General features: G+C 58.5%; 10 protein-coding genes. 2 read left to right on the top strand and 8 right to left on the bottom strand.

Annotation, left to right across the window (positions count from 1 at the left end):
• Positions 1–102: 102 nt before the first annotated feature.
• Genes cydX through CV013_RS10365 form a run of 3 tightly spaced genes read right to left on the bottom strand, consistent with a single transcriptional unit; the run spans position 103 to position 2,989 of the window.
• Complete coding sequence (gene cydX, locus CV013_RS10375) at positions 103–213, bottom strand: cytochrome bd-I oxidase subunit CydX (RefSeq protein ID WP_102155398.1); 111 nt, start codon at positions 211–213, stop codon at positions 103–105.
• Positions 214–236: 23 nt separating this feature from the next.
• Complete coding sequence (cydB, locus tag CV013_RS10370) at positions 237–1,379, bottom strand: cytochrome d ubiquinol oxidase subunit II (protein WP_102155397.1); 1,143 nt, start codon at positions 1,377–1,379, stop codon at positions 237–239.
• A gap of 20 nt (positions 1,380–1,399) precedes the next feature.
• Positions 1,400–2,989, bottom strand: a complete 1,590-nt coding sequence (locus CV013_RS10365; RefSeq protein WP_190276493.1) for a cytochrome ubiquinol oxidase subunit I — start codon at positions 2,987–2,989, stop codon at positions 1,400–1,402.
• A gap of 122 nt (positions 2,990–3,111) precedes the next feature.
• On the opposite strand from CV013_RS10365, the gene CV013_RS10360 reads away from it, so the two are divergent.
• On the top strand, positions 3,112–4,668 hold the full coding sequence (locus tag CV013_RS10360; protein WP_102155393.1) for an ATP-binding cassette domain-containing protein: 1,557 nt from the start codon (positions 3,112–3,114) through the stop codon (positions 4,666–4,668).
• Positions 4,665–6,245 carry an ATP-binding cassette domain-containing protein gene (locus tag CV013_RS10355; RefSeq protein ID WP_223805224.1) on the top strand — a complete coding sequence of 527 codons (1,581 nt, stop codon included), beginning with the start codon at positions 4,665–4,667 and terminating at the stop codon, positions 6,243–6,245. Before CV013_RS10360 ends, CV013_RS10355 begins: the two co-directional genes overlap by 4 nt.
• 62 nt (positions 6,246–6,307) lie before the next feature.
• On the opposite strand, the gene CV013_RS10350 is transcribed toward CV013_RS10355, so the two are convergent.
• From CV013_RS10350 to CV013_RS10330, 5 genes are all read right to left on the bottom strand, one after another.
• On the bottom strand, positions 6,308–7,735 hold the full coding sequence (locus CV013_RS10350; protein ID WP_102155389.1) for an amidohydrolase: 1,428 nt from the start codon (positions 7,733–7,735) through the stop codon (positions 6,308–6,310).
• A 98-nt stretch (positions 7,736–7,833) separates the two neighbouring features.
• Positions 7,834–9,072, bottom strand: a complete 1,239-nt coding sequence (locus CV013_RS10345; RefSeq protein ID WP_102155387.1) for a dicarboxylate/amino acid:cation symporter — start codon at positions 9,070–9,072, stop codon at positions 7,834–7,836.
• A gap of 75 nt (positions 9,073–9,147) precedes the next feature.
• The gene (locus CV013_RS10340; protein WP_102155385.1) at positions 9,148–9,495 is read right to left on the bottom strand and encodes a RidA family protein; all 348 of its coding nucleotides are present in this window, start codon (positions 9,493–9,495) and stop codon (positions 9,148–9,150) included.
• On the bottom strand, positions 9,496–10,806 hold the full coding sequence (locus tag CV013_RS10335) for an FAD-dependent oxidoreductase (protein WP_223805225.1): 1,311 nt from the start codon (positions 10,804–10,806) through the stop codon (positions 9,496–9,498).
• Positions 10,803–12,212: a serine hydrolase domain-containing protein gene (locus CV013_RS10330; RefSeq protein WP_223805226.1), complete on the bottom strand. Its 1,410-nt coding sequence runs from the start codon at positions 12,210–12,212 to the stop codon at positions 10,803–10,805. The genes CV013_RS10335 and CV013_RS10330 overlap by 4 nt, the downstream gene beginning before the upstream one ends.
• Positions 12,213–12,537: the final 325 nt, after the last annotated feature.

The following is a 12,537-nucleotide window of genomic DNA, read 5'->3' as shown; positions in this document are numbered from 1 at the left end:
GGCAGTTTCTCCAAGATCAGGAGGCCGCTGCAATCGCTTCAGGGAACATAGTTTCCGGCATTGTATTACTTTGGCAGGCAGAAGGAGTATTCAAACGTCGATTCAGTCCAGACCATCTTCGCCGGGCAAGCTATGGAATTCGTGCCAGATTCCGTTGAGCACAGCCAGACTCACTGCAAGCCCAAGACCGAGAACCCATGCGAAGTACCACATCGTAAAATCCTTCCGCAGACCGATCAGTAAAAGTCGGGATTCTGTTTGACTTCGTCTTCACTGACGCGCCCAAACATCACCTTGTAAGCCCATGCCGTGTATAGCAGCACCAGGGGCAGGAGCACGGCCGTAACCAGCAGCATAACAAATAGCGTCAGATGGCTGGAAGAGGCGTTCCAGACTGTCAGGCTCGATTGTGGATCGATTGAGCTGGGCAGAATGAAGGGGAACATGGAGGCGCCAACCGACCCGATAATCCCGACATTAGCGGCAGACGAACCGGCAAATACGAGCGCGTCTTTGTTACTGCGGATGCCGAACAAAGCGATCACAGGGCCGAGCAGGCCGAGGGCCGGCAAGATTGTGAGGAGTGGGTAGGCAGAGTAATTTGACAGCCATGCGCCAGCTTGTCTGGCAGTTTGTGCCATCAGCGGGTTGGACGGTCCATTCGGATCGATTGCCCCTACAGTTGTGAAGCCCAGATTGCCGACGGCAAGCCAAACTCCGCCCAACGCATACAGAACCAGAGCGGCAATAGCAGCAAATGTCCCGAACCGAATGGCTCGATCGCGCACCGGCCCGTGGGTAAGCTTGATCGCCAGCCAGCCTGAGCCATGCAGAACGATCATCGCAACTGAGACGAGGCCGGCAAGAAGAGCAAAGGGCGAGAACAGGCCGAGCAGAGAGCCTTCGTAAAACGCGCGCAGATTGTCATCGAGGCGGAATGGCGCTCCGGTCAAGACGTTGCCCACGGCCACTCCGAAAACCAGCGCGGGGACGAACCCACCGACAAACAGGGCCCAGTCCCAGCGTGTACGCCAGGCGGCGTCAGGTTTCTTCGAGCGATACTTGAAGGCCACCGGCCGTAGGATCAGTGCCGCCAGCACGAGGAACATCGCGAGGTAAAAGCCGGAGAAGCTGATGGCATACACGAACGGCCAGGCTGCGAAGATTGCCCCGCCGCCGAGAATAAACCAGACCTGATTGCCTTCCCAGGTCGCCCCGATCGTATTGATGACCTGTCGTCGCTCGACATCGGTGCGAGCGACGAAGGGCAGAAGGGTACCAACGCCGAGATCGAACCCGTCTGTCAGTGCAAATCCGATCAGCAGAATGCCCAGCAGGGCCCACCAGATGACACGCAGCGTTTCGTAGTCGAGTGGCATGACAAGTCTCCTCGGTGGCTTTATTCGGCGGGAACAGAGGTGATGGTGGCGGATGATTTCGGATCAGCTGATGCGTCGCTTCCTGCGCGTTGCGGCGTGTAAGGCTCAGGTCCTTTCCGTATCGTGCCAATCATAAGGCGGATTTCGATAACGGCCAGCGTCCCATAGAGGAGGGTGAAACCAATGATCGTAGTCCAGATTTGCGATACCGTCAGGCTCGAAGCGCCCAGGAAGGTCGGCAGCACGCCTTCGATGGCCCAAGGCTGGCGACCATATTCGGCTACGACCCAGCCAACTTCCGCTGCCAGCCAGGGTAGCGGGATGGCGAAGACCGCGAGCCGCAGGAACCATGTCTTATCGAACCGGCGCGCAGTGGAAATCCAGGTGGCGAAAGCAAAGAAAGCGATGAATGCAAATCCTAGTCCGGCCATGATACGGAACAGCCAGAACAAGACAGGGACGTTGGGTACCGTGCTCCAAGCCGCGTTCGAAATATCGGCATCGGTTGCCTGAAGCGGATCTTCGACAAACCGCTTGAGCAGTAGCGCATACCCGAGATCATATTTGTGCTTTTCAAACACTTCGCGTGCCGCGAGATCGTCCGGATTTTTCTTCAGAGTTTCCAGTGCGCGATAGGCAGGCAAGCCATTGCGGATGCGGTTATCTGCCCGTTCGACCAGAGGCGTGATCCCCATCACTTTTCCGTCAAGGCTGCGCGTCGCAATCAGGCCAAGCACATAGGGGATTTTCACTTCGTATTCGGTTTTGCGCCCCTCGTTGGATGGAATGCCGAATATTGCCAAGCCTGCAGGGCTTGGCTCGGTTTCCCAAGCACCTTCGATCGAGGCGAGTTTCATTTGCTGGTTTTCCGTCAGCGCATAACCGCTCTCGTCGCCAAGCACGACGGCAGACAGTGACGATGCCAGACCAAAGGCCGCAGCAACAGCGAAGCTTCGCTTGGCGAGCCCGACATGGCGATTGCGAAGGAGATACCAGGCGCTGACACCAAGTACGAATACCGATGCGGTAACATAGCCCGCGCTGACCGTGTGAACGAACTTGGCCTGTGCTACCGGGTTGAAAAGAACCGCCATGAAGTCGGTAACTTCCATCCGCATTGTTTGCGGATTGAATTCTGCCCCTGTGGGGTGCTGCATCCAGCCATTGGCCACGAGAATCCACAGAGCTGAAAGGTTCGAGCCGAGCGCCACCATGAAAGTCGTGAACAGGTGCTGGCGCTTCGTTAGGCGATCCCAGCCGAAGAACATCAGGCCCACGAACGTTGCTTCGAGGAAGAAAGCCATCAGGCCTTCGATAGCCAGTGGTGCGCCGAAGATATCTCCGACATAATGGCTGAAATAAGACCAGTTTGTTCCAAACTCGAACTCCATGGTGAGGCCTGTTGCCACGCCGAGCACGAAGTTGATGCCGAATAACTTGCTCCAGAACCGAGTGATGTCTCGCCACACGGGGCGGTTGGTCATCACATATACACTTTCCATAATTACAAGAATAAAGGAAAGACCAAGAGTAAGGGGTACAAAGAGGAAGTGGTACATCGCAGTCAATGCGAACTGGAGTCTTGAGAGTTCTACGACTGCCATTTCCACTGGATTTCTCCTACTGCGGCACTAAGGTTCGAGAAAATTTCCTCTCGCCAGCTACGCCCTCGCAATCGAGCAGTCAAGGAACAGATGTGCCGATAAATGCAACAATTATTGAAGTTATGTAAATGAATAGGCTTTCGTCCCGCTTTATCCTGTTATTTGACACAGTGGGGGCGGCTATCTTCGCTCTCGCGCTGGCATCGGCTGTATCCGCAGCGGCGCGCGGCGGCGACTCCGGGGTATGGGTGCTCTGGGCAGCGTTGCTTCTGGTCGCGAGTGGGCTGTTTCGCGCGACGGCGCTGAGTTCGTCCGATATTGCTGCCACTGGCAGGGCATCTATCGTGGTTGCCGATATCCGTGAAAGGTTGTTGCCGCACCTGCTTGCGGGTCGTGCGGTTGTACCTCTTGCGCCGGGCAGTGCGGCAAGTGTGGCGATCGATCATGTGGAGGCGTTGCGGATGCGGGCAATACGGTTCGAGCCGGTTCGCATCGCCGCTGTTGCCGGGCCCGTGCTCGTGCTCGGCCTGACTGCCTGTGCGTCGCTGGTTGCGGCAGCGATCCTGTTGTTCACTTTCGTTTTTTTCGTGCTGACTATGATCGTTACCGGCAGTGCGGCGGCGCGGGAATCGGACGCGCAACTGGCTGCGTTGAATACCCTTTCGGGATTGCTGGAAGATCGCTTGAGGCATTTGCCGATCATCCGCCATTTCGGAGCGGAAGAGCGGATTACCCGGCAGATCGGCACCTCGTCGCACAGTCTTTCGGATCGCACTGTTGCGGTGTTGCGGAAGGCATTTCTATCGAGCGCAGCTCTGGAATTTTTTGCCGCGCTCGCTGTGGCGCTTGTCGCGGTGTATTGCGGGTTCAGCCTGCTCGGTCTGTTGCCATTCCCGGATCCCGAACACCTGACGTTAGGCGAGGCATTTTTTGCCCTTGCGCTGGCGCCTGAGTTCTATTTGCCGATGCGGCGTCTGGCTGCAGCCTATCATGAGAAGCAACTGGGTGAGGCGGCTGATCGCGTTGTCGAACCGTTGCTGGCGGAAGCCGACTTACCTGACGTTGCAACCGCTCCTTTCGCCGGGATGGGCGCGCATGGGTTGGAGGTCCGCTTTGGAGAACGCGTTATCGGGCCTGTCGATTTCGATTTGGGTCAATGCGGGATTCTGGTGCTGTCCGGGCCGACTGGCAGCGGCAAATCGACCATTCTTGCGACAATCGCGGGACAGATCGCGCCATCGACGGGGCAAGTCACTGTCCCGGGTAGTGGTCGGCCGCCTGATCCCAGGACTATCGCATGGGCGGCCCAGCGGCCGCTGATCCTGCCCGGCACTCTGGCAGAGAATATCGCGATCGCCCGGCCCGATGCTTCGGCCGACACGATCCGTCAGGTGGCGGATCGTGTCGGGCTGGGCGCGGTCATTGCCCGCAGAGGGATCGATCTGGCGCTGGATGCCAGCGGCGCGGGGCTTTCCGGCGGAGAGCGGCGGCGGATCGGGATCGCACGTGCAGTCGTGTCAGAGCGGCCCCTGATACTGTTCGATGAACCGACTGCCGATCTCGATCGTGCGGCTGCGGAGGAAATCGTTGCTCTGTTGGCGCAACTGGCAACTACCCGCGCATTGGTGATCGCAACGCACGATCCGCGCCTGATGTCCCTTTGCGATAATGTGGTGCGGCTGTGACTGAACGTGAGATGCTGGACGAATTGCTCGCCGCAACAGGAGCCGGACGTCGTCGGCTACGCATCGCCGGCGCCTGTGGCGTGCTCGCGAGCTTGTCTGCGGTGGCGCTTCTGGGTTTGTCGGGATGGTTCCTGACGGCAGCGGGATTGGCCGGGCTGGCGGGCGTCGCTGCGGTTCAGGCCTTCAACTACCTGATACCCTCCGCTGCGATCCGGCTGCTGGCTATTCTGCGAACGGTCGGGCGTTATGGTGAACGGTTGCTGGGCCATCAGGCCGCGCTGGAAGGTATGGCCGATCTGCGGACGCGGCTGTTTTCGCGGCGCGCTGCTATCGATACCCGCAAAGATGCGCGGGACCCACGCGCGGCGAGCGCCATTCTGCTGGACGATATCGCGGCGCTTGAAGACATCGTCATACGAAGGCCTGCTGTCGTTGCAGGTGTCGCGGGAGGTGTGGTGTCGGTCGCGCTCGTCGCATTGGCGGGGTGGGGGGCTGCGTTGTTTCAGGCGGTGGCGCTGTTCCTCCTCCCAATGGCAATCTGGAAAATGGCCGAGCGCTTTACGGCGATGCCATCGGCTGATGTCGCGGATCGGCTGATCGCAATGCGAGCTACCTTTACCGATTACGCTGCCGCCCGTTCGGAGATTGCAGCTTACGGTCTCACACCACGTGTCATGAAACAACTGGAGCCGACCTTTCGCGGATACGAAGTAGCCAAGGCCCGGCTGTTGAAGGGAGAAGCGATCACCGCCGCCGCGCTTGTACTATACGCCGCAGTCGTTGTGGCTGGCGTGCTCCTGCTTGCCAAGGGGGCGGCGCCACTCCTTGCTACTGCCCTGCTCGCCAGTGCTGCTGGTACAGAGGCGGTGGCGGGTTTTTCGCGCAACGCGATGCGAAAATCGGGGATCGAAAAATCGCTCGAGCGTCTGGCGATGTTGTCTCAGGCCCCCGACACAGTACATGCATTCGCATCCGATCAGGCAGTGGCGGAGCCGATAGAGATCGACGGCCATCGGATCGAACCGGGGGAGCGTGTCGCGATCACGGGCATATCGGGTTCGGGGAAGACGCGGTTGCTGGAAGCTCTCGCCGGGCTGCGATTACCTGTCCGGCCCTTAACGCTCAACGGGGTGCCGGTTGAAAGCGTCGATGCGGATCATCTGCGTCGTCAGTTCGCGCTGATGCCGCAGGATCCGATGCTGCTTATGGGCAGTATTGCGGACAATCTGCGTATCGCTGCCCCGGCGCTGGACGAGGGAGCAATGCACGCGGCGCTGGAAATCGCCTGTCTTGATGAGCGTGTCGCCGCAGCGCCGCAGGGATTGAACACCTGGCTGGAACCCGATGGCGGGATACTGTCGGGCGGCGAGCGCAAACGTCTGGCGCTGGCGCGCGCGCTCCTTGCTGGTCGCCCCTGGTTGCTGCTCGACGAGCCGACCGAAGGCTTGGATGCGGAAACCGAAAAGAGGCTGGTTGCCAATCTGGTGCAATGGCTGGATCGGACGGAGGCGGGCCTCATCGTGGTGTCACACCGTCCTTTCCCGCTGACGATGGCTGAACGGGAACTATCGCTTTGATCCCAAATGTATCCGGCGGCGCAATCGCACAAGATTGATTGCACCGCCGTAGCTGGCTGTTCTTACTTGCGATAATCGAGCGGTGGCTCACGGTCCCCTAGCAGCGACTGGTATTTGTAGTTCGGACCCAGAGCTTGCTTGAATTCGGCTTTGGCCTGCGCGCGCAATTCAGGGTTCGAATACAGTTCGACGCCCATCAGCGCCATCGCCTTGGCGGCATGGTTGGCTCCTTTGAAGCCAATTGACATGCCGCTCGCAGCGACTGCCTGCCAGCTATGTGCGGCGGTTCCGGGAACCCAGGTGGCCGTGCGGACGCTAACAGTCGGGACGGCGCTGGAAACGTCGCCAACGTCAGTCGAACCATAGCTGGTTTTTACCCGATATGGCTCTACCTGCCCTGCTTTTGCGAAAGGAGGGGCCTTCTCTCCCAGACTTGCCCGGAGCGTTTCTGCCCATGCTTCCTCCTGCGCGCTATAGGTGATGCCGCCCATCCCCTGAAGGATTGCGCTCATCTTCTGCTGCAGTGCAGGGACTGGTCGGGTTGGATTGTTACCGTGGATCACTTCCCAATCGACTTTGGTGCCTGTGCCCATCGCGGCACCTTTTGCCGCCGCTTCGAGGCGGGGCCACAGTGCCCGCACCTCATCCGGGTCCGAATGGCGGACGTAGTAGAATACTTCCGCGAAATCGGGGACGACGTTCGGGGCCGATCCACCTTCCGTGATAACGTAGTGAATGCGCGTATCCATGCTGGTGTGTTCGCGCATCATGTTGACCATCATGTTCATCGCTTCCACGCCGTCGAGCGCAGACCGGCCCTTCTCAGGTGCGGCTGACGCGTGAGAGGAAATGCCGTGGAACCGGAATTTGGCGGAACGGTTGGCCAGCGTGCTGAGCGACGGGGCGGCGTTGCTGTCGCTCGGATGCCAGTCGAGCACGAAGTCGGCGTCGTCGAACAGACCGGCGCGGGTCATGTAGACTTTGCCTGATCCGCCCTCTTCAGCCGGTGTGCCATACAGCCGAATGCGGCCGGGGGTTCCGGTCGCTTCCAGCCAGCGTTTCAAAACGATCGCGGCGGTTAGCGAGCCAGCGCCGAACAGATTGTGCCCACAGGCATGGCCGGCGTGTTTCGTGTCGATAGGATCACGGGTCGCTTTATCCGACTGAGTAATGCCGGGCAGCGCATCGAATTCGGCCAGCACACCGATCACGGGCCCACCGGTGCCCCATTCGGCGATGAAAGCGGTGGGAATTCCGGCGACCCCGGATTTGATTGAAAAACCCTCTGCCTTGATCTCATTTTGCAGGAAACCGGATGACTTTTCTTCCAGATAGCCCAGTTCGGCGTTTTCCCAGATCTGGCGGGCAACCCGCGATGTGCGGCCCAGTTCGGCATCGACTGCCGAGCCTGCGTCATATGCCTCGCGCGCGAAAGCGGGGGCGGGTTGGAGGCACAGGGCCAGCGCGGCCAGTGGCATAAGCGATTTCATCGTTTTCTTCTCCAGATAGCTGCGGCTGAATTGATCAAGGTATCTGCCGTTTCGAGGGAAGCGGGCAGGGGCTGCCCAATCGGAGAGAGTGGTGTGTCTCAGACGTCGTCGGCCGATACGTATTCCTCGACATCGATCTCGCCCGACATCCGGCCGACGGCGACAGCGACGGCGGCGTCGCCGGAAACGTTCGTCATCGTGCGCGCCATGTCGAGGATGTGATTGATCCCTGCGACAAATGCGATGGTTTCCAGCGGTACGCCAATCGAAGAAAGTACCAGGCTCATGATAATCAGGCCCGATCCCGGTACGCCGGCCGCTCCGATCGCGCCGAGCGTGGACGTCAGAATGATCATGACATAAGAAAGCCAGCTCAGCTCAATGCCGTAAACCTGTGCACCGAACAGCGCGATTACGCCCAGATACATCGCTGTGCCGTTCATGTTGATCGTTGCGCCGAGCGCGACAGTGAAGCTGGCAACCGAATGCGAAACGCCGAGGTTCCGTTCGACGCAGCGCAGCGTCACAGGCAGTGCGGCATTCGACGACGCGGTGGAGAACGCCACTGCCTGTGCATCGATGATACCGCGATAGAAATCGATCACCGGCAGCCGTGCGATAAGGCGCAGAATCAGCGGATAGACAATCGCCAGAATGATAGCGCAACCGACATAATTCAGAGCAACAAGCTTGCTGAGCGGGATCAGCGCTTCGAAACCAAAAGTACCGGTAACCCATGCGATCAGCGCGAAGACGCCGAACGGGGCCAGCTCCATCACGAAAATCGTCATGTTCTGCATGACGATCGACCCGGCATTCATCGCCTGAGCAATCGGAGTCCCTTCCTCGCCCGATGCAAGAATGGCGATGCCGAATAGCACAGCGAAAACGATGACCGGCAGAACCGCCCCTTCCGCCATTGCCATAACCGGATTTTCAGGAACCAGCGAGATTACCATTCCGATCAGCGACTGATCGGGCGCAGGCGGAACGGCCGTGCCCACCGGCAACTCAATCGAAAGGCCGACGCCCGGTTGCACCAGTGTTGCCAGCGTCATCCCCAAAGTTACGGATATAAACGCTGTGGACATAAACAGCAGGAGCGCTTTCCCGCCCACGTTGCCCAACCGGCGCAAATCTCCGACAGCAGTCATCCCCGATACCAGCGAGAAGAAGATCAGCGGGATAACCAGCATTTTGATCGCGCGGATGAACAGATCGCCGATCCATCGCACAGATTCGGCATCTTCGCCCAGGACAACGCCCGCGATGATGCCGCAGACCATTGCCAGCAGAACTCTTTTCCAAAGGGGCGATCCGAACCAGATGCGTAGCATATCGTATTCTTCTCCCGTGACTTTTATCGATTTCGGGCGGGGTATTGTATGTGGCGGCCCAATTGTGGCGAAGAACTATCTTACGCAGGCAATCGCTTCGATTTCTACATCGCCGGCCACTAGCCCACAGATAACCGTGGATCGGCAGGGGAACGGCTCTGCAAAGAACTCGCGATAGACTTCGTTGAATGCAGGCATCAGCTTTGCATCGGTCAGCCATGCAGTCACTTTCACCACCTGATCGAGCCGTGCACCTCCTTCTTCCAGAACTGCGGAGAGGTTGGCAAGAGCTTGCCGGGTCTGAATTTCGATCCCGCCTTCGACAATTGCCCCGTCGCTGCCGCGCGGTAGCTGGCCTGAGGTGAAGACAAGATCACCCGCACGCCGGAAGCGGCTGAGCGGCGGAGGTGAGGGATGTGTCATTCACGATGCCTTTCTGATTTGACGGTGTTGACCGATCGATTGCTCCACCAGTGCAGACACTCTTTCGGCAGAACCGGCCGCAAGCGTCCAGCCCAGCATACCGTGCCCTACGTTCAGGAAAATTCTCTGTCCGGCTTGCGAGATCACTGGTTGAGAATTGGGCGTCATCGGCCGCAGACCAGCCCATCCGGAGCGAATTGCCTCGTAATCAACAGCATATGGCATCGCGGCTTTGGCCTGATCGATCAGATGGCGCAGGCGCGCCGGGTCAGGGGCTGGATCGTTGTTGTTCAATTCTGCCAGACCGGCGACCCGCATTGAATCGCCCAGGCGGCAGTAAACGATCTTGCGCGCTGCATCGGTAATGCTGACAGTCGGTGCATATTTGCCGGGTGGAGCGGTAAAGCTGTAGCCCTTCATCGCCGCGATTGGGGCGCGAATTCCCAAGGGAGCGAGAAACCGCGGAGTCTGTGCGCCAAGGCACACGACAACATTGCTGGCGGATAGTTCGTTGCCCTCGTCATCGACCACGATGACTGCATCTCGTTTCTGTGTGATCTGTGCAGCTGAGAAACGATACGCGGTTTTCAAGCCATATCGGCTGACAAGCACGGCCAGCAGACCTTTGCAGAAGCGATAGGGATCGCCAACTTCATCGCTGGGTGTCCACAACGCCCCTGCGATCGGTCCGGCGTCGTGCAAGGCCGGTTCAATGGCCATTGCTTGTGCGGAGGTTAGTATTTCCTGCTCAATCCCGGCGCTGCGTTTTAACGCGGCAACGGTACGCGAATGGTTGAGACTGCCTTCATCCCTGAAGATATGCATTTTGCCCGGCACTGTATGGGCGAAATCGAACGGGTGCCTTTCGCGCAAATCGGCCATCGCGGCTTGCGATTCGAGACCGAGCCTGAGCGTGGCCAGCGTATTGCTGTCGAACTGAGCCTGTGTGCAGTTTCGCAGAAAGGCCAGCCCCCAGCGGAAGAAATCCGGATCGGGGGACAGACGGACACGAAATGCCGGATCGAGTCCGGCGAAAAGAAAAGGCATTTTGCGAAGAAGCGACGGCTGAGCTAATGCGTCTGTATAAGCGTAGCTAAGCTGCGCTCCGTTTGCGAACGAGGCCCCTTGTGCCGGTCCGGCTTCGCGATCGGCGATGGTCACCGAAAAGCCACGCCGCGCGAGGGCATAGGCGGTGGTAATACCGACTACCCCTGCGCCGAGCACGAGTATGTCCGGGGTTTTGTCTGATGCAGAAGGGCAGGGCGAGCATTTTTCGCTCTCCATCGCTTCGCTCAGCATACCCCTTTTCATTCGGTGACATCTTTATCGCGGCGGATAAGGGCAATTCCTTCTATGCCACCCCGACCGACAAGAATCCGTGCGGGATCATCCGTGGGCGTGATCGACATCGAACCATCATGGTAACGGCCATCGTCCTGCGGTGTGAAGTGCCGGACAGTCGGCCTTGCAGTCAGGTCGGACGATATTTCTACCCGTAAACCATCCCCTTCGGGCGCAAGACGATAGCGGGATTCGAGCTGTTCCGAATAGAAGGTGCCAGTAGGCATAGTGGCCGGGAAACCGGGATAGCGGACCCCGCTGGCGGTTATCACATCCCGCAATTTCGCGCTGGCTGTCCAGTCGCCGCGGTTGCACAGGATCGCAAATGCCAGATGCTGACCCGGCAGGCGCGTATATGCGTGTTTCAGCGCCTCTGCCGATCCTGTGTGCATCACGACGTATTGGCCTCCCTTTTCACCAAGGTGGAGGCCGCCACCGTAACTTAGCCCGTTTCCATCATCGATCAGGCTGCCGTCGGCATAGCGCCCGGGTGTCAGCATGATTTTGGCGATTCGCGGGGTCCACACCTTATGGCCGCGATCGATATCGTATTCGTATCGGGCCAGATCGTTCATCGACAGCATCAGGCCGCCCGATCCGCTGAACCGCGGGAAGGTATCACGCACTGCGAAACCTTCTCCAACAGGGAGATAGCCGTGGGCGAAAGTGCCGGGACGAAGGTTATTATCGATGAAATAGGCGCTTTTCATGCCGATCGGTTCGAACACCGCGCGCCTTACATATTCAGCGAAGGGCAGTCCCGAAACGCGCTCTACAATTTCGGCAAGTAGCAGATAGCCGCCATTCGAATATCGGTAGGCAGTGCCGGGTGCGAAATCGGTGCCCTGCTGCTGAAACAGCAAGTGAAGTGCCTGCTCTTTCGACGCTCGTCCGACATCGTTCATGCCGGCGAGGCGCAACAGCCCGAGTGAATCGCGAATACCCGATGTGTGATGCATCAGCATCCCCACAGTCACCGGTGCGCGATAGGCGGGCAATTCCGGCAGATAGCGGCGCACATCGTCATCCAGCGCCAGTTTGCCTTGAGCGACCAGAGTTGCCGCTGCCAATGCTGTAAATTGCTTGGATATCGAGGCCGCGTAGAACTGAGTGTCGCCATCGATTGGCTGGCGGTTTTCAATATCGGCGTAGCCCTGAGGAATCATCTTTTGCGCGGAACCGTCTTTGAACGTCCCGACAATACAGCCTGGGGCAATTTCGTGCTGCTTGTCGGAGATGATTGCCCGGATCGCCTGATTTGTTTCTGTCGCCGGTGAACTGGCGGCAAAGCTATTCGAGACTGGCGACAGCGAAAGCGTCAGGCCCGCAAGAATGGCGCAGGCATGGATCGGATGTTTGCGAACGAAGACAGACAAGTCGGTTCCTTGTTTGGCCTATCACGCTGCGATGCAGCATCGGAAAGCGAAGGGTGAAGCTGCCAGACCCGCAACACAAGGTCGAGTTTTTGGCATATCCATAACCAATGACTATGCATGCGATCATTTGAGTTGAGATGATGAGGTTGGTTTGAAAATGCCAAGAAAGGCCTTCAGTCTTGGTGAAGTAGATCGACGGTTATTCGTGGGACGGCTCAAATCAACAGAAATCGGGGATTTGTGCAGTGCAACAAAATTCTGTTGAGTTATTCAGGCTATCTATAAGTTTCAGTTGCGGTGAGAAAGATCGCTCCTGAAAAATTTC

The organism is Tsuneonella flava (assembly GCF_002870965.1).
Taxonomy (GTDB): Bacteria; Pseudomonadota; Alphaproteobacteria; order Sphingomonadales; family Sphingomonadaceae; genus Tsuneonella; species Tsuneonella flava.
Note: the sequence above shows the minus strand (reverse complement) of the source record. Positions and strands in the feature narration are given on the sequence as shown.